The organism is Dyadobacter arcticus (genome assembly GCF_011762185.1).
Classification (GTDB): domain Bacteria; phylum Bacteroidota; class Bacteroidia; order Cytophagales; family Spirosomataceae; genus Dyadobacter; species Dyadobacter arcticus.
Genome location: NZ_JAASQJ010000002.1, coordinates 1,139,367 through 1,157,781, shown reverse-complemented (window position 1 = coordinate 1,157,781; position 18,415 = coordinate 1,139,367). Strand labels below are relative to the sequence as shown.

Sequence of the window (18,415 nt, the reverse complement as noted above, 5' to 3'; positions counted from 1 at the left end):
ATTGCTTACATTGGGTTAAACAAACATGCTTAACATCCAATTTTCATGAAAAAAATTTTCCTGTCCATTATTCTCACATTGACGATGCAAATGCACATTGCTTTTGCGCAAAGTAAAGATCCTGTTGTTGAAAACATAGTTAAAGAAGCGACGGAAAATTCACAATTAGAAAAACTGGCGCATGAGTTAATGGACGTGATCGGGCCGAGACTGGTAGGGTCGCCGCAGATGATGCAGGCGCATGAGTGGGCCGTGGCGAAGTACAAAGGCTGGAATATTACTGCTAAAAATGAAAAATGGGGAGAATGGCGCGGCTGGGAACGCGGCGTTTCGCATATAGACATGATAGCTCCGCGCGTAAGATCGCTGGAAGGGATGCAGCTTGCGTGGAGTCCGGGTACAGCTGGTAAAACTATTACTGCTGACGTCATCATTTTGCCGGATTTAGCCGATTCGATCGCATTTCAAAAGTGGCTGCCGTCGGTTAAAGGTAAATTTGTGATGATCAGCATGAACCAGCCAACCGGTCGTCCGGATTATAACTGGCAGGAGTTTGCGACCAAGGAATCATTTGAGAAAATGAAAAAAGAGCGGGACACGCAAACCGAAGCCTGGACAAACCGCATGAAAAAAACCGGCTATTCTGCCACGCGCACTTTACCACCAGCATTGGAAAAAGCAGGCGCAGCAGGCGTGGTGATGAGTTATTGGTCAAAAGGGTTTGGAGCAAATAAAATTTTTGGCGCTAATACCAAAACGATCCCAACTGTTGACATTTCACTGGAAGATTACGGCTTGCTTTACCGTCTCGCCGAATCAGGCCATACGCCAAAAATCAGCGTACGGGCTGATGCGAAGGAAACTGGAATCAGCCAGACATTCAATACAATCGGCGAAATAAAAGGGACAGAAAAGCCAGATGAATATGTCATCCTATCTGCACATTTTGATTCCTGGGACGGTGGCTCGGGCGCTACCGACAACGGTACGGGAACAATTGTGATGATGGAAGCCATGCGTATTTTGAAAAAAGTATATCCTAACCCAAAGCGGACAATACTGGTCGGACATTGGGGTAGCGAAGAACAGGGATTGAATGGTTCGCGGGCATTTGTGGAAGACCATCCAGAAATTATCCAGAATATCCAAGCAGTATTTAACCAGGACAATGGTACTGGAAGAGTCGTGAATTTGTCGGGTCAGGGCTTCTTAAATTCCTATGATTATCTCGGTCGCTGGCTGACCAAAGTCCCAGATGCGATCAAAACACCGATTGAAACCCGCTTCCCGGGAGCACCGGGAGGTGGTGGATCTGACTTTGCATCTTTTGTAGCAGCTGGCGCGCCTGCTTTTTCGCTGAGCTCATTAAACTGGTCCTACGGCACTTATACCTGGCATACCAATCGCGACACATATGACAAGATTGTCTTTGACGATGTCAGAAGCAATGCAATCCTTGCGGCTATCATGGCTTATCAAGCCAGCGAAGATCCTATGAAAACATCTCGCGAGAAGAGCATTCTGCCTGTGAATGCAACAGGAAAACCGACCGCCTGGCCGGAACAAAGGAAGCCTACCCGCAAAGGAGGTCTGGACTAATCACCAAGAATATCCAATACAATGCAAATCAAACAAATACAGGAAGTCGAGGACGAGATATTGATCATAAAGCCTTTTGAGCAGGATTTTGCGCCTCAAAATCAGGCCATGTTCAAAGCGGAAAAAGGGGAATTGTGGTGGTTTTCTTCGAAGGAATTGTGGCTGGGTTTAGGTAAAAACCCCAAGCTCCCTGCCATTACCCGCATTTTCAGGTCATTGTTTTTTAAAAGAAAGGATAGGTGGGATGAACAAATTGTGCTGGACGCCAGAGGATTTGAATCAGAGTGGGTAGAAAATGCCGTTAACGGCATCATGCTGGGAGGCTATAACATCCAATTATATAAATCCGACCCCAAACCAATCAGTGATTTTTTCTCAAAAGGGACATTATGGATTTTAACGGATGTAAGCATATCTATTGAATCCGTGATTTCCAAAGCTTCGAAAATGAGCATTGTCCAAATGCGTATTATGAACCTGATGAATGCGCCTGGGAATTACAAAACACCAGCAAGGCTCGCTGAATGGGCTATCAATTCGGGGGCGGAAAATGGCTACTATGTTACGGTTTTTGATAAGCCAAAGCTTGAAGAGCTCGGAATGTATGCATTGCTTTCGGTAAGCAAAGGGAGCGATGTGCCGCCGGTGATGATTATTACCGAATATGCGCCCGAAAACTATCAGAAAACCATTGCATTGGTGGGAAAAGGCGTCACATTCGACACTGGCGGTATTTCGATCAAAGCCGCCGCCAGTATGCATTTGATGAAAAGTGATATGGGCGGGGCAGCGGTGGTTTTGGGAATGGTGGAACTCGCGGCACAATTGAAACTTCCTGTCCGACTGATCGGGGTGATCCCTTCCACTGAAAACTGTGTTGACGGTTCTTCCACCAAGCCTGGTGATGTAATACAATCTTACTCGGGAAAAACAATTGAAGTTATAGATACGGACGCGGAAGGCAGGCTGATCCTTGCCGACGGGCTGAGTTATGCAGTGAGACAATTTAAGCCGGATGTGGTTATTGACCTGGCGACGCTGACAGGCAGCGTGATCCAGACCCTGGGATATGAGGCAGCCGGACTTTTTACGCCCAGCGACAAGCTGGCGGAAGATCTGGCAAAAGCAGGTGATACTACCGGAGAAAGGCTCTGGCGGCTCCCGGTTTGGGACGAATACAAAGAAGAGATCTCATCAGATATTGCCGATCTGAAAAATTACCACGGGAAGCCTTTGGCAGGTGCAATTGTGGCGGCAAAATTCCTGGAAGTTTTTACAGATGAGCACCCGGAATGGGCACATCTGGATATTGCGGGGATGGCATTTGGAGATACAGAGTTCGCTCCCGGACGAGCTGGGACTGCTTATGGCATTCGGCTATTGTATCAATATTTATCAAACCTCACCGCTTCGTAAGCGTGTAATTAAGAGTAATAATATGTAAATTCCCTAGGTAATCTCCACCAAATCAACTTTTATGGCGCAAACGCTTACTTTCCTCTGCATCTCAACATATTTCAAGGGTAATGATTTTCTTAAAGCTTGTAAAGAAGCCGGCAATAAGGTTTTCCTGATCACAGCGAAAAAATTGGAAAATAAACCGTGGGTAAAAGAGTCAATCGACGAGTTTTTTTACGTGGAAGAAGGGGAGGATGGGACGTACGACATGACGGAGATAATCAATGGGCTGGCTTATGTAATGCGGAACCGGCCGATCGACCGGGTAGTAGCCCTTGATGATTTTGATGTGGAAAAGGCAGCGCATATCCGCGAATATTTCCGCATCCCGGGCATGGGGCAAACTACTGGCAGGTACTTTCGTGATAAATTGGCAATGCGGACGAAGGCGGCGGAATCGGGTATCCTTGTTCCCGGATTTTCTTCGCTTTTTAATGATGAAGATATAAACCGGTTTATTGTAAAGTATCCGGGACCGTGGATGATCAAACCACGGTCGGAGGCGTCGGCAACCGGCATTAAAAAAATGCATGACGCCACCGAATTATGGCAAACGATCCATGAGCTGGGCGATAAAAGACATGCATATTTGGTGGAGCAATACAAGCCGGGGAATGTTTATCATGTGGATTCTATCTCATACAACGGTCGTGTTATTTTTTCCTGGAACAGCAAATATCTGGCGCCTCCGTTTGATGTAGCGCATGGTGGCGGGATTTTTAGGTCTGTTACCGTGCCGTTTGATTCTGCAGAGGATCATGCATTGGAAACACTTGCGGTGGATTTGCTTAAAGCTTTTGGCCTGAAACACAGCGCATCTCATACGGAAGTGATCCGCTGCCATGACGATGGTAAATATTATTTTCTTGAAACTTCTTCCCGCGTGGGTGGTGCGAATCTTTCTGAAATGGTGGAGGCTTCGTCGGGAATTAACCTTTGGAAAGAGTGGGCGAAAATGGAAACAGCGGAGGCCAAAGGCCGGGATTACAAGCTACCACTTGTTCGCAAGGATTATTCGGGGATCATTATTTCACTTACTCGGCAGGAATGGCCTGATATGTCTGTTTTTAATGATCCTGAGATTGTCTGGCGGATGAATGACCCTTACCATGTCGGACTGGTGGTCCGTTCGAAATCCCGAGAAAAAGTTGTTGAGCTATTAGACAAGTATGCGGAAATAATCCAAAAAGATTATCACGCCTCGGCCCCTGCTCCCAACCGGCCTTCGCATTGAATGCCAGTCGTTAAGAAACTTGTAATGTTTGCTAACTTGGGGTTTAAATTTTTGGAATAATGGAATTGACGGTACATTTTAGTACAAGAAGTACCTAGCGAAAATTACTCGTAAATAGATAGCATAGCTTTCGAGCACCCAGGCGTAGCATTTGATAATACGGCCTGGGTATTTTTTTGTCTTTTAATTTAGACCGTTCCCTTTAACCTAACAATCGGTAGCATGAATATTTTTGCGAAATGCCAGTTTGCTATTGTGTTGTTCAGTTTCGTGTTTGCGGGCTGTAAGGATGAAGAGGTAGTTGTTCCTAAAAGCAACTTAACCTTCGAAGGTAAAGATTACGAACTGGCAAACGGGATCCTGATTGACTTTGGAAAATTTCCGCCCCATGAAGGCAGTGGTCAGGAGTTATTCCTCTCATCCTCGGGTGTTACGGTACATGAAACCGCGGGTAAAATCGACTCAATTTATGGGGCTGGCCACGCGATTTTCTTTCAGCTTTTCACAGCGGGAGTAGGAGAATTGGGAGAAGGAGAATACACTTTTGATTACTCCCAAGGACCGTTTAAGACGGGTAGCTTTGTTTATTCTTACGCAGTTTTCAATGCTGATTTCGTAAAGCGGGCCGAGAATATTTATGAGATGATTCAGGGAACGGTTACGGTTAAAAAAGACAAAACCGACTACGTGATTACGTTCGACTGCATCGAAGATGGAGGTAAACATATTACCGGATTTTTTAAAGGGCCGCTGAAAGTGTACGATGAAAAGTAAGTAGGCTTTCGTATCTAAACTTCAACGCCTCGCGCTCGTGAAGCAACCGGTTCCAGGATATTCTTTTGTTTTCAAGCGTATTCAGTTTTTTTTAGGAAATTTTCAAGGGTTTCCAGCGCGCCATTTTGCTTTATCGCCTGAAGGTGTGATTTGATTCCAGTTACGAACCCTTCGTTTTTGGAAAAGTCCTTTCCCCATAATGATTGCTCTTTAAGAATCGCTTGAACCATCTCAGGGATCGATGAACTCTGCCATTTCTGATAAAAATAGGCCGCTTTTTGATCCTGAATTAAGTAATGGCTGCCATTGGCCAAGCCATAGTAATGCTCCCCTTCTTTCCTCACCGCCTTCATATAATAAATGTAGGCAGCCATGCCGAATGTGATGTACTCAGGAATGTTGATATGAAGCTTCTCATAGTTCACAAACGTGGGCATCACACGCGAAACCATTTTGGCTGAATAATTTTGATTGATATTCAGCCACTTATGCATGATATATGGGTTTCGAAACCGTTCCACTACCTGCCTGCTAAATGTGAGACTGACGTTTTCCTGCAACGGATATGGAATAGCAGGGGCAATTTCTGTTTCCATCAAGTGCGTCAGATAGGTTGAGAAAAACGGATTTTCCATTGCTTCCACGACGGTTTTGAAACCACATAAGTGAGCGAGACCGCCACCCAAGGTATGTGCGCCGTTCAATAGACGAAGCTTTAATTCACGGTAGCGCTCGATATCCGGCTCAATGATCAGGCCATTGTCAATTCCAAAAAATGGAAGTTTTTGGCGGATGCTTTCGTCTCCTTCAATAGCCCAGAGATGGTAATGTTCGGCCATGATCAGCAATTCATCCTGGTAACCTAACTTTTCTTCAATCTCTTTCAAAACCACATTTTCAGGCTTGCCTGGTACGATGCGGTCAACAAGCGAATTGCAAAAGAAATTGTGCTTTTCTATCCAGTCAATGAATGCAGCTTCCAGACCATTCCGGTGGGCCAGTTCCAGTACGATGGATTCCAGTTTTTTCCCGTTATCAGTGATTAGTTCAGTAGGAATAATGACTACGCCATGGTCGGGATTTCCGCCAAAGGCAACATATCTCGCGTAAAGAAAGGCAAGCAATTTACCAGGAAACGAAACCGGGGGCCATTGGTAAATGTCGTCCTGTACAAGCTGAATGCCGATTTCGGTCGTGTTGGAAATGACAACGGAAATCGCGGGATTTTTTGCAAGATCCAGAACGAGCGACCATTGTGATTTCGCAGATAAAACTCTGCTTATAGCAGCGGAGATAATGTTTTCTTCTACCAGTTCGCCGTTTTGAATCCCCCTTGTGCAAATAGTATAAAGGTTATCCTGTCTGTCGAATGCTTTCAGGTCCCCTACATCTGTTGATTTAACAACTACAACCCTTCCATTGAAAACACCTTTTCGATTGGCTTTGTCTATAATATAGTCCGCCAGGCCACGTAAGAATGCACCTGTGCCGAATTGGAGAACTTTTTCAGGTAACTGGAAAACGGAATCATCCGGGACAGTAAGTCCAGGGTGGCTACGCAGCTGACGCAGATTTTCACGAAAAAGATGTCCCATAAGATCAAAGTTTGCGTGTGGTGAATATCAGCGAAGGAAGTCTTCGCGCAATGGATTGAAAATATCTACTAAAATGCCCGGTTCAAGGCATAAAGCGCCATGGATAGCATGGGGAGGGATATGATAGGCGTCGCCTTTTGTCAGCCGCTCTTTACGTTCCCCAATTGTTATTTCAAAATTACCGCTTTCAATGTAGCTCATTTGTGTATGGTAGTGACTATGAAGTGCGCCAATGCCACCCTGCTCGAAAGCCACTTTTACCATCATCAGATTCTCGTCATAAGCCATGATTTTCCGCTTCAACCCGCCGCCCAGCTCTTCCCAGGGAATGTCAGAATCGGAAATAAATTGCTTTTTTACCTCACTTTCCATTTTCTGTTTTATTTAAGATCAGTTATCAAAACAGCATCCATGTCTGTGTAATCCTTGTTTTCACCAGCCATTCCCCAAATGAAAGAATAATTGGAAGTGCCACATCCGGAATGTACCGACCACGGCGGCGAAATTACGGCCTGCTGATTTGCAACCCACAAGTGCCGCGTTTCGAAAGGTTGTCCCATCAAATGCAAAACGCGTTGGTTGGCAGGGAGATCAAAATAGCAATACGCCTCCATCCGACGGTCATGGGTGTGCGCAGGCATAGTGTTCCAGACACTTCCCGCCTGCAAAACAGTAAGCCCCATCACGAGCTGAGAACTTTGAATGCCGTCGGAATGTATGTATTTGTAAATCGTGCGGTGATTGGAAGTTTCCACGCTGCCGATCGTAACTGGCGTCGCTTCTTCCTTTGTAAATAAGCGCGTAGGATATTTTTGGTGAGCTGGGGCCGATAACAAATAGAATATGGCCGGATCAGTGGAATTCTTGCTGGATAATGAAATTTCCCCGGTTTCCTTTCCCGCATACAGGCAGCCTAGTTTGTCTATATCAAAAGTTTCTCCGTCTGCAATGATTTGTCCTGCTCCACCAATGTTAATAATGCCAATTTCCCTTCTTTCCAGCAAGTAGCGTGACTTTAAAGCATCGTATGTTTCCAGTTTCAAGGTTACGGTGGCTGGAATCGCCCCGCCGATCATGAAACGGTCATAATGGGAATAAACAAAATTGACCTGATCCTTTTGAAAAATATTCTCAAGCAGAAAATTTTCCCGTAATGCCTTTGTATTCATTTGTAAAACTTCCCGAGGGCTGCTTTCGAAGCGGATTTGCATTGCGTTTTGTTTTTAAATGAGTTCTATCTACCTACCCATCCAGCCCCCGTCAACAGTCAGGATGGTTCCGTTTACATAGTTGGAGGCATTAGAAGCCAGGAAAACGGCCGGGCCTTTGAAATCTGCCGGTACTCCCCATCTACCAGCCGGAATGCGGTCTAATATTGACTTACTTCTTTCCGGATCGTTCCTTAACGCTTCGGTATTATCAGTTTCGATATAGCCGGGCGCAATACCATTTACATTCACGCCTTTTCCAGCCCATTCATTGGATAGTGCTTTCACCAACCCGCCAATCGCACTTTTTGAAGCAGTATAGCCAGGTACATTAATGCCGCCCTGAAACGTGAGCAATGATGCAGTGAAGATGATCTTGCCATAGCCTCTGCCGATCATTTCACGGCCAAATTCTCTGGAAAGGATATATGGGGCATCCAGGTTAATGCTTAAAACCCGGTCCCAATATTCATCAGAATGTTCCGCCGCGGGCTGCCTCAAAATTATGCCTGCGTTATTGATCAGGATATCAATACTTTTGTGATCCTCTTTAACCTGTTTAATAAAACCGTACAGTTTCTCACGTTCCGCCAGGTCAACCTTGTACGGGTAAAATTTTCTGCCGTAACCGGTCACAGCGTTTTGAATTTCGCTTTCCGAAGATGTCAGGGAAGCGGATACGCCGATGATGTCGGCTCCGGCTTCTGCCAAGGCCTCTGTCATTGCTTTCCCGATTCCACGATTACAACCAGTGATTAATGCAGTTTTTCCTGATAAGTCAAATAATTCTGGAAGGTTCATGAAAGAAAATCAAAATTTGTCTTTTTCGGGGTAACGTCTAAATTTAGCGTCGAATGTAGAAGGTGTAAGCCAAACGAGTTTAGACCGAATAATTAGAAATATCAAATGCTAAATTGTCTTTTTTTGTGCAATCGTTATCGGGAACGTTGTCAGTTGCCTTTATGACAAACCAAATCCCATCAATCTTTGTATTTCTATCTGCAATTTGTAATTGGGAAAGGTGTGATTTAATAGTTTGAGTCAAATACTAAGTTGGAATAAACCAATTTTATCTTGGAAGCAATTACGATAAAGGATATTGCGAGGGCCTTGAATATTTCCACATCCACGGTTTCTCGGGCGTTGAGGAATAGCTATGAAATTAATCCGGAAACCAAAAAACTGGTGATGGAATATGCTGAAAAAATGAATTATCGGCCCAATCCGATTGCGTTAAGTTTAAAGGACAGCAAGAGCAAATCGATTGGTGTCATTATTCCTGAGATTGCAAATCATTTTTTTTCTCAACTTATCAATGGCATTGAGTCTATTGCATACAATCTAGGTTATCATGTTGTTATTTTCCAAAGCCATGATTCTTATGAGCGGGAGGTTGCCAATACCAATTATCTGGTTTCGCGGAAGGTCGACGGCCTGCTGGTATCGCTGGCTAGTCTGACCACAAACCTTTTTCATTTTCAGGATTTGATGGAGAGAGGGTTACCCATTGTCTTTTTGGACCGGGTGCCCAAGGAAATTGAGACGCATAAGGTGGTAGCAGATAATTTTGACGGAAGTTACCAGGCAACAAGTCATTTGATCCAAACCGGAAAAAGGCGCATTGCCCATTTAACGAGCCCTATCTATCTTTCCATCACCACAGAACGGCTGGCTGGATATAGGAAAGCCCTCGAAGACAATGGAATTCCATTTGACGAATCTTATGTAAGATATTGCATTTACGGCGGGAAGGTTGTGGCGGAAAATGAAGAGGCAATCGGGGAATTGCTTGCATTACCTGAACCGCCGGACGCGATTTTTACCGCAAGCGACAGGTTAACGACGGGCTGTCTTGCCGTACTGCAGAAGCGCCGCATTAAAATTCCGGAAGAAATTGCCATTGTTGGTTTCACGAATATAAGTGTAGCCGAACTATTAAATCCGCCCCTGACTGCGGTGGTACAACCTGCATTGGAGATGGGGCAACAGGCAGTAGAGTTGCTGATCAGGCTGATTGAGCATCCTCAAAAAAAGGGGGATTATGAAATCAGGTTTTTGCAAACATCGCTTATTACCCGGGAATCATCTGTAGGTAAACAGGCGCTTAAAACGTAATTGCAACCTCTATAATCTAAGATTATGTTTTTAAAGTCCGGGATCAGATCCAAACTTCCCAGAGTAGGGACAACTATTTTCACCAGAATGTCGAAATTGGCGGAAGATCATCAGGCGATCAATCTGGCACAGGGGTTTCCGGAATTCGATTGCTCGCCGGACTTGCAAAAATTGGTGGATAAATATGTGAGACTGGGCAAAAATCAATATGCGCCTATGGCAGGAGTAATGGTGCTTCGGGAAGCCATTGCCGAAAAAGTGTTCGCTTCAACTTCGCATCAATATCATCCTGAAACGGAAATAACCATTACCAGCGGCGCTACTGAGGCGCTATTTGTTGCAATCAGTACCATTATTCATGCGGGTGATGAGGTTATTGTTTTCGAGCCAACTTACGACAGTTATGTGCCTGCGATCGAATTAAATGGCGGAATTCCTGTTTTCGTGACGCTGGATCCGCAATACGAATCCATTGATTGGGGAGCTGTATGTTCCAGAATTACTCCACAAACCAGAGCGATTATGGTTAATACCCCGCATAATCCCACTGGAAATGTCTGGAAGCTGAATGATTTACAGCAGTTGGCACATCTGGCCGAAAAATATGACTTGCTGGTAATCAGTGATGAAGTTTATGAACACATTGTTTTTGATGGCCAACCCCATATTTCTACCGCAAGCATTCCATCTCTGGCGGCGCGGACATTTCTATGCGGATCATTTGGAAAAACTTTTCATACGACGGGCTGGAAATTAGGCTATTGCCTGGCACCTTCCGCATTGACAACTGAGTTCAGAAAAATCCATCAATATGTTGTTTTTAGTGTGGTAACGCCTTTGCAGTTTGCGGTTGCGGAATATTTGGCTGAGCCTGCGCATTATTTAAGCTTATCTTCTTTTTATGAACGGAAAAGGAATATGTTTCTGGATGCGATCAACGACACGGGTTTTGCGATGAGGCCTACCGAAGGAAGCTTCTTCCAAAATGCTTCCTATTCAAATTTATCTGACGAGAATGACAGGGTACTTGCCGAAAGACTGACGAAAGAGGTGGGCGTTGCCTCTATCCCGGTTTCTTCATTTTATAATGAAATCACCGATTTTAAAACCCTACGGTTTTGCTTTGCAAAAAATGATGAGACACTTTTGAGGGCCGCTGACGCTTTGCATAAAATTGTTTGGTAGTGAAAAAATGGATTGAATCAAGTTTATTAAACCTGAAAAAAGTCGTACATTAGTGAGACAAAATACGGATTTATGAAACATATTCAGTATCAAATGCCCGAGCAAAGTATTCCATTGCGGATTGCAGCCGAACCCGAAGTTTTGTACATGGTCCGCAAGAATGTGGATCTCTTTCCCGTCAAAAAATTTAACGAGTTATCCCAAAAATTACTGTTTACCCAGGTCGAATGGGCAGATATTCTCCACATCAGTGACAGGACTTTGCAGCGCTACCTTAAAGAAGAAAAGCCTTTTGAAGGGCTATATTCCGAGCATCTCTATCAATTGGAGAATATGGCGGATCTGGGTCTTCTTGTTTTCTCAAACCCAAAAGCTTTGGAGGAATGGCTCAGAAAGCCGAGGCTGGTATTGGGTGAAGAGCAGGATTTTTCAACACTGAAATCTTTTTGGGGCGTGAAGCTGATTTGCAATGAGCTGGGGCGTATCGAGCACGGTGTGTACATATGATCGTTTACAGGCTCGCGGCGAAGCAATATATTAATGACTTTTTAGGGACAGGAGCCAAGCTATTTGGCGGAAGATGGAATCCTGTTGGGCATGCGTGCATCTACACAAGCGAACAGATCTCTCTCGCATTATTGGAAAAATTTGTCCATGCCAGTCACAAGGAAAACATGGAGCGCATTGCACTGCTGCGCATCGAGATCCCGGATGACAAAAAGTTGATTTTCCAAACGGACGAAAACCTCTTAAAAAAGGATTGGATGGATGATATTTCCTATTCCCAGTGGATTGGAAAACAAATACTCGCTGATTCCACAATGATCGCATTTACAGTACCTTCTGCAATCGTCCCGGCTGAAAGAAATGTCGTTATTAACCCTCAGGCAAAAGCATTTGGTCAGGTTAAATTCCTGCCAGCTGTTGATTTTAACACTGATTTTCGCTTGCTGAGCAAATTGCTTTCCTAGCGAACCCTATTACTTCTTGAAAAGTAGGGCTTTAATTGGCTGGATTTTGGTGATGATTAGGGTTGGTATCAGTAGGATTAATGCGGAAATGAGAACCGTAACCACATTCACCATAACGAAAATGGCCCAGTCGAAAACGATGGGGACGGTATCCATATAATAATTAACAGGATCAAGCGGGATCAATTTGAACCTGAACTGTAACCAGCAAAGCAGCAAGCCGGTGACATTTCCAATGACCAATCCCTGCCGCACCATATGCAAACCGACTCTGAAAAACACCATTCTGATCTGGTGATTTGGGCTTCCCAGCGTTTTTAACAACCCAATCAATGGCGTCCGCTCCATAATCATGACCAATAAAATGGAGATCATGTTGAAGCAGGCTACAAAGAGTATGAGCGTAAGGAAAACTGCAGTATTTCGGTCCAAAAGAATCAGCCAGTCGAAGATCTGGGGAAATGTACTGGTTACTTTTTGAAGAAAAATACCTGGCGGGACTGTTCTTCTCAGTCGGTTTGTAACCTCATCAAGATTTTTGAAATCCTTTAAATAAACTTCATAAGTACCAATCGAATCTTTTCCCCAATTGTTCAGGCGTTGTACTAATGCGAGATCTCCAATGATCAGATTATTGTCGAATTCCTCCATTTGGGTGTCGTAAATGCCGCTGATAGTCAGTTTTCGAGGCCGGGGCGGATTTTGCAAGGTGTACATTACCACTTCATCACCCAGTTTGAGGCGAAGTTGTGAAGCTATTTTCTGGCTGACCAGGATTTCAGAAGAATAGCCATATTTAATGGAGGAAGAGTCATTGTGACCAATCAGCCTCCCGATTTTCAGGTCTTTTTTGAAAGTATCCCAATCGTAATCTTTTCCAACGCCTTTCAGCACGACGCCTTTAATTTCCTCGGTCGTTTTTAATATACCTGACTTGTGGGCAACAGCCTGCCAGCGTCTCACTTCGGGCATTGTTGGTAAAATGTCAGAAACTGGGTTTTTGATCGGAAGAGGACCTTCCTCGTATGAATTGCCCTGGGTAAAAGCACTGATATTGATGTGAGCGCCGAAAAGGAAGATCTTTTGCTGGATCGTTTGCTTGAAGCCGAGCAGGACTGCAAACGAGATAATCCCAACCGAAATACCTATGGCAATACTGGCAATTCCGATCCGTGATACGGTAGCAGAGAAAGACCCAGCTTCATTATGACGAATGCGTTTGGCGATGAAAGAGGGGAATTGCAAGAGGAATCTGTTGATTAATTTTTATGTTGACAAAAATAGGGAAAAACTTTGCCCGTATGAAAAGGCAATTTTTTATTAAGTTGCTATCCTTAACAGATATCATTCCATGCCATTGATCAAAGCAGCTTCCGGTGTAGTAAACCAAACGCCAATGGCGTGGGAAAGCAATACAAGAAACATCATTCAAGCGATTGAGGAGGCCAAAAAGGAACAGGTAAGCCTGCTCTGCCTACCCGAATTATGTATCTCGGGTTATGGATGTGATGACTACTTTTTTGCACCCGACATGGTGGAGCAAGCCCAGAAATGCCTGCTCGAAATTGTTCAGGAAACAACCGGAATTATTGTGGCAGTTGGGCTGCCTGTACGGCATAATGGTAGTGTGTATAATGCTGCATGCCTAATCGCCAATAAGCAGATTGCTGGCTTTTTCTGTAAGCAAAATCTTGCTAATAATGGTATTCATTATGAAGCGCGCTGGTTTCGTCCGTGGCAGCCGGGTGCGGTTGAAAGCATTGAAGTAAACCAAATGTTTTACCCAATCGGCGATATCACTTTTGATCTCGCGAGCGGCCCGATCCAGGGAGGGTCTCACGGCGTAAAAATCGGATTTGAAATTTGTGAAGATGGTTGGGTATCCAATCGTCCCGCCCGCAGACATTACGAACGTGGCGTCGACATTATCTTAAATCCAAGCGCAAGCCATTTCGCCTTTAATAAATTTATGACCCGCGAAAAGCTGGTGGTCGACGCTTCCCGGGCGTTTTCTTGCAGTTATATTTATACAAATCTGCTTGGTAATGAGGCTGGCCGTGCAATTTACGATGGAGATGCCATGATTGCATCCAATGGCGATCTTCTGGCTTCAAGCCCCCGGTTCAGCTATGAAGATTATGTTATTACGACCGCCGTTATCGATACGGAATATACGCGTTTGAGCCAGGTTCAGAGTAAGATCGCCACTCCTTCGAAGGATCGGACATGGCGTATCAATGCCAGGTTTGACTTTCCTGAAATAGAACCTGTTTTACTTCAGGTTCCGGCAATAGAGGCATTTGAAAAGGGCGGCGCATTAAAAGAAGAGGAGTTTGCCCGTGCCGAATGTTTGGCATTGTTTGATTATCTGCGAAAAAGCCGCTCCCATGGCTTTACGATATCATTGTCGGGTGGGGCGGATTCATGCGCATGCACGGCACTCTGCGGTTTGATGATCCGGCTTGCGGATGAAAGTATCGGGATGGAGCGCTTGAAGGAAAAGCTTTCCCATATCCCTGATATTCAAAGTGCAGAATCGGAGGAAGATATTGCCGCAGTATTGATCCATAATATCTATCAAGGTACTGAGAATAGCTCATCTGAGACATTAGACTCGGCTCAGTCACTGGCTGAATCTATCGGGTCTACTTTTTACAACATAAACATCAATGGCATTGTCGAAACATATACGGAGCTGATTGAAGGGCAGATAGGACGCAAACTTTCCTGGGAACATGATGACATTGCGTTGCAAAACATTCAGGCGAGGGTCCGTGCGCCGGGCGTTTGGCTGTTAACAAATCTGTCCAACCACCTGTTATTGGCTACGTCCAACCGGTCGGAAGTGGCGGTGGGTTATGCTACCATGGATGGCGATACGGCGGGCAGCATCAGCCCACTCGGTGGTATTGACAAACATTATCTTCGCCAATGGCTCCGCTGGCTTGAAACGGCTGGTTGTGAGGTAAAAGGAAAGCATATTAGAATTGAAGGCTTAAAAAAGGTAAACAGTTTGCAGCCTACCGCAGAACTGCGTCCGCCGGCCCAAACTCAAACGGATGAGGCAGATTTGATGCCTTACCAGTTTTTAAATGACTTGGAAAGACTAGCTATCCGGGACAAAAAATCTCCATTGGAATCATATCGCAATCTGTACGTTCGATATAAAGGTTTATATAACGATGACCAATTGCTCGCCTGGACTGAGCGGTTTTTTAAGCTTTGGAGCAGAAATCAATGGAAACGGGAACGTTATGCACCTTCTTTTCATTTGGATGATCTAAATCTTGACCCACGCTCCTGGTGCCGTTTCCCGATTCTTTCGGGAGGATTTGAAAAAGAATTGCAAGAACTGAGGGATTATGTAAAAGGAAATAGTTCGAGTCAGGGGCGGAAGCGGATTGGGTTTTAATTGCAAATCCGGATTCCGGCTTGGAAACCGACCCACGCGTAGTTTGTATTGATTTTATTGGGTCTTTTGCCAAGCCAAATTGGCTTTATTCCTTTTGTTTCTTCGCTATTGATGACATCCGAATCACTTCGAAGTAAACTGATGGATGGACCTGCGAAAAGAGCAAATTTCCGTCCAAGCTTTTTCTCGATACCCAGTGAGAATTTAAGCATTCCAGTATCGATATCTTCAATTTCCTGATTTCGGAGGATTATAGCATTCGCAGTTACATCTGCATTTACCATCCATCCTTTTCCCAGATTTTGCGCGGTTCCAAATCCATAGCCCAGGCTAAGCAGAGGTTTGTTAGCGGCCATTCCATTGAATGCTAAACTAAAAATGTTGTAAAACCGGCTCATACCCGTCTTAAATGCCGTATTGAAATAATTGAACTCATCGCTGGAAAATTCGTAGCGACGATAACCATTGCTGTGGACATAGCTGAACAATCCAAAAGGCACTGTTGCAGAGGAATCGGAATAATTGACTGCACCGATCTGGTGACCACTGTGAACCGTTTGCGCATAATTATATCCAGCGGAAAATTGGTAACCATCCAGCGTGCCGACTACCACATTGCCGACGCCTGCAACCTGAAATCCGGAAAAATGCTGTCCAGTATAATTGATCAGGTTGCTTCCCTGAAACCCAGTGAAATTGCCTAGGGTAAGGTTGAGTACATTGGCGTATTGGAAGCCTGTGACATTTCCTCCGACAATATTGCTGATCCCAGCCAGCTGAAACCCTCGTACATTTCCCCGGACAACATTTACGACGCCACCTACTTCCAATTTATTTACACCCAATGAATACCCGGCAAGGAGGTTGATTGAGTAATCATTTACGATATTTCCGCTCAATTCATGGTTTGTTCCCAAAAAAGGCAGCATCGATGCCTGGAACGGGCGATAAAGGGAATCCTGTATGTTCCTGGTGTGGATAGCCTGTTTAGCAGACGCAAAGGCACTTACCAATTTGCTTTGAACCTTTTGATAGGTCAATCTCAATTTCTCACGGTCGATACGCGCCAGCCGCTGCGTAGTGGTGTCCGTTTCGGGAATAGTATCAGGAAAAATTTCAACAATAGACACAAGCTGAATATTTGGTACCGCGATCCTATGATGCAGCGAGTCTCCCCTTGCAGATGCGACCGGCATCGTTTTGCTTACAAGTGGCTTTAAAGTATCGGGATACAAATTAATCTGAAGATAAGCATCCTGCCTGGTCGATATCGGGATGCTTTTACCAATGTAATCCTCCTTTCTTATTTCCAGCCTAACCGATGAAGAATATGCAGGCAAGCGAATTTTGTAATATCCGTATTGATTGCTTACTGTTGAAGCCAGCGTTACGGATTCGTAAATACTGGCATTAGCAAGCTTTCGGCCCGTTTTATTATCAATGATGTAGCCGTTCAGGTTAAAGTCTTCTGGTTGTTCGGGCTCTTCCGGTGCGTTACTTTTTTGCAAAATTACGTACCTCCTTCTCTCCTTGAATGTAACATTGCCTTTGAAAAGCTCATTCAAAATTTCCCTAACACTCAGATTGGTCGCTTGGATGGATATTCTGACTTTTACGTCCATGATATCGGGACTGTAAGAAAAGCTAAAATCACCCAGATTGCCAATCTTTTGCAGCGTTTCGTCCAGAGGTCTGTTTTTTACCTTAATGGTGATCTTTTTCTCCAACAGTTCCTGGGCCAATGTATTTACCTGGCATAATGATAAAAGCAAGGTCAATAGGAAGATGAGTCCGGAATTTTTTCGGATGAAAATTTCCTTTGAAGTTTTATTGACAGCCATTCCCATCCAGCCAATATATTTTACCTTCTTTTCTTAAATCCAAATCCAACGTTTCCGCAATAACGGCGAGGGTAGCATCTAAGGGTTCTTTTTCGAAGCGGATCGTCAACCTGCACTGCGCGATTTGCTGGTTGGAAAGTCGAACATCCACATGATAACCTTCTCGGATGGAGGTAACAACGTCGGTCAGGTCTGCGGCGTTGAAATCGTATATCTGCGTGCGGTAGCCCATGATATTCATGTTCGCATGCAAGCTTCTGATGGAATCAGCCAATACTTCAGCGCCTTCTCCTTTTACCAATTCAATTTTTTTACTTGCCTTACTTACCTGCACTTTTCCAGTTGCAACATCGACCCGAACGGGAGATTCCTGATATGCCTTCACATTAAATGAAGTTCCCAGCACCTTAATTTCGGTTCCGTTTGCAATGATGATAAATGGATGTTCAGCATCTGGCTTGACCTCAAAAAATGCTTCTCCGTTTAAGGAAACAGTTCTGAAATCACCCCTAAATTCCTCGGGATAGGTCAAGGAAGAATTATAGTTCAGGAAAACCTTTGTTCCGTCGGGAAGAATTTTCTCACTTGTATTATTGGTTGTAGCGATTTGTAAAGGTTCGGAAAAGCGACCAGATTTTAAAAAGAACCAGCCAAATGCTACCAGTAACAGTGTTATGGCTGCCGCCGCCGCCCAGATTAATAAGTTGGATTTTCGGTTTATGGAGGTTTCAGGAAAATCAATTTGGCGGGTTTCAGATTTAGCTTCCAATGGTGTAAATGCGGCAGCACTTTTATCCATCTTCTTTTTCATATTGTTCCAGGCCGCATCGATATTCACCTCAAACTTCTTACCAATTGATCCGGAGTGGTCCCAGATCAGACGATATGCTGCTAATTCCTGCTGATGAAGGGGTGATTCCGCAATCCAAGCTTCCACCTTTTTAATTTCCGGTTCCGAAGCTGTATCCGCCAAATATCGTGCTAACAGCTCCTCCGATATGTTTTCATGAGATTGGTTCATGG

At 44.5% G+C, this 18,415-nt stretch carries 16 protein-coding genes; 9 read left to right on the top strand and 7 right to left on the bottom strand.

Annotated elements, in window-relative coordinates; all coding sequences use genetic code 11:
• The first annotated feature begins 45 nt into the window (after positions 1 to 45).
• The 4 genes from FHS68_RS12670 to FHS68_RS12655 all read left to right on the top strand — a co-directional run bounded on the left by FHS68_RS12670 (position 46) and on the right by FHS68_RS12655 (position 5,065).
• Positions 46 to 1,599, top strand: a complete 1,554-nt coding sequence (locus FHS68_RS12670) for a M20/M25/M40 family metallo-hydrolase (protein ID WP_167270514.1) — start codon at positions 46 to 48, stop codon at positions 1,597 to 1,599.
• A 21-nt stretch (positions 1,600 to 1,620) separates the two neighbouring features.
• Positions 1,621 to 3,015: a leucyl aminopeptidase family protein gene (locus FHS68_RS12665; protein WP_167270512.1), complete on the top strand. Its 1,395-nt coding sequence runs from the start codon at positions 1,621 to 1,623 to the stop codon at positions 3,013 to 3,015.
• A gap of 61 nt (positions 3,016 to 3,076) precedes the next feature.
• A complete protein-coding gene (locus tag FHS68_RS12660; protein ID WP_167270510.1) occupies positions 3,077 to 4,291 on the top strand; it encodes an ATP-grasp domain-containing protein in 1,215 nt (404 codons plus the stop codon).
• Positions 4,292 to 4,513: 222 nt separating this feature from the next.
• Positions 4,514 to 5,065 carry a hypothetical protein gene (locus FHS68_RS12655; protein WP_167270509.1) on the top strand — a complete coding sequence of 184 codons (552 nt, stop codon included), beginning with the start codon at positions 4,514 to 4,516 and terminating at the stop codon, positions 5,063 to 5,065.
• 71 nt (positions 5,066 to 5,136) lie between these two features.
• Here the strand turns inward: FHS68_RS12655 and FHS68_RS12650 are convergent, their stop codons facing one another.
• Genes FHS68_RS12650 through FHS68_RS12635 form a run of 4 tightly spaced genes read right to left on the bottom strand, consistent with a single transcriptional unit; the run spans position 5,137 to position 8,669 of the window.
• Positions 5,137 to 6,660: a tagaturonate reductase gene (locus tag FHS68_RS12650; protein ID WP_167270507.1), complete on the bottom strand. Its 1,524-nt coding sequence runs from the start codon at positions 6,658 to 6,660 to the stop codon at positions 5,137 to 5,139.
• A 27-nt stretch (positions 6,661 to 6,687) separates the two neighbouring features.
• Positions 6,688 to 7,032, bottom strand: coding sequence for a cupin domain-containing protein (locus tag FHS68_RS12645; RefSeq protein ID WP_167270505.1), 345 nt, complete (start codon positions 7,030 to 7,032; stop codon positions 6,688 to 6,690).
• An 8-nt stretch (positions 7,033 to 7,040) separates the two neighbouring features.
• Positions 7,041 to 7,871 carry a 5-dehydro-4-deoxy-D-glucuronate isomerase gene (gene kduI, locus FHS68_RS12640; protein WP_167270503.1) on the bottom strand — a complete coding sequence of 277 codons (831 nt, stop codon included), beginning with the start codon at positions 7,869 to 7,871 and terminating at the stop codon, positions 7,041 to 7,043.
• A gap of 27 nt (positions 7,872 to 7,898) precedes the next feature.
• On the bottom strand, positions 7,899 to 8,669 hold the full coding sequence (locus FHS68_RS12635; RefSeq protein WP_167270501.1) for an SDR family oxidoreductase: 771 nt from the start codon (positions 8,667 to 8,669) through the stop codon (positions 7,899 to 7,901).
• 273 nt (positions 8,670 to 8,942) lie between these two features.
• Between FHS68_RS12635 and FHS68_RS12630 the strand changes: the two genes are divergently transcribed.
• The 4 genes from FHS68_RS12630 to FHS68_RS12615 all read left to right on the top strand — a co-directional run bounded on the left by FHS68_RS12630 (position 8,943) and on the right by FHS68_RS12615 (position 12,139).
• Positions 8,943 to 9,983: a LacI family DNA-binding transcriptional regulator gene (locus tag FHS68_RS12630; RefSeq protein ID WP_167270499.1), complete on the top strand. Its 1,041-nt coding sequence runs from the start codon at positions 8,943 to 8,945 to the stop codon at positions 9,981 to 9,983.
• Between the two features lie 24 nt (positions 9,984 to 10,007).
• On the top strand, positions 10,008 to 11,168 hold the full coding sequence (locus FHS68_RS12625) for a methionine aminotransferase (protein ID WP_167270497.1): 1,161 nt from the start codon (positions 10,008 to 10,010) through the stop codon (positions 11,166 to 11,168).
• 72 nt (positions 11,169 to 11,240) lie between these two features.
• The gene (locus tag FHS68_RS12620; protein ID WP_167270495.1) at positions 11,241 to 11,675 is read left to right on the top strand and encodes an Xre family toxin-antitoxin system antitoxin; all 435 of its coding nucleotides are present in this window, start codon (positions 11,241 to 11,243) and stop codon (positions 11,673 to 11,675) included.
• A complete protein-coding gene (locus tag FHS68_RS12615) occupies positions 11,672 to 12,139 on the top strand; it encodes an RES family NAD+ phosphorylase (RefSeq protein WP_167270493.1) in 468 nt (155 codons plus the stop codon). The genes FHS68_RS12620 and FHS68_RS12615 overlap by 4 nt, the downstream gene beginning before the upstream one ends.
• A gap of 9 nt (positions 12,140 to 12,148) precedes the next feature.
• Here the strand turns inward: FHS68_RS12615 and FHS68_RS12610 are convergent, their stop codons facing one another.
• A complete protein-coding gene (locus tag FHS68_RS12610; RefSeq protein WP_167270491.1) occupies positions 12,149 to 13,384 on the bottom strand; it encodes an ABC transporter permease in 1,236 nt (411 codons plus the stop codon).
• 106 nt (positions 13,385 to 13,490) lie between these two features.
• On the opposite strand from FHS68_RS12610, the gene nadE reads away from it, so the two are divergent.
• Positions 13,491 to 15,551: an NAD(+) synthase gene (nadE, locus tag FHS68_RS12605; protein WP_167270489.1), complete on the top strand. Its 2,061-nt coding sequence runs from the start codon at positions 13,491 to 13,493 to the stop codon at positions 15,549 to 15,551.
• Here nadE and FHS68_RS12600 read toward each other — a convergent pair.
• Entirely contained in the window at positions 15,548 to 17,392 is a 1,845-nt protein-coding gene (locus FHS68_RS12600; protein WP_229211871.1) for an STN and carboxypeptidase regulatory-like domain-containing protein, read from the bottom strand. The genes nadE and FHS68_RS12600 overlap by 4 nt on opposite strands.
• On the bottom strand, positions 17,379 to 18,413 hold the full coding sequence (locus tag FHS68_RS12595) for a FecR family protein (protein WP_167270487.1): 1,035 nt from the start codon (positions 18,411 to 18,413) through the stop codon (positions 17,379 to 17,381). The genes FHS68_RS12600 and FHS68_RS12595 overlap by 14 nt, the downstream gene beginning before the upstream one ends.
• Positions 18,414 to 18,415: the final 2 nt, after the last annotated feature.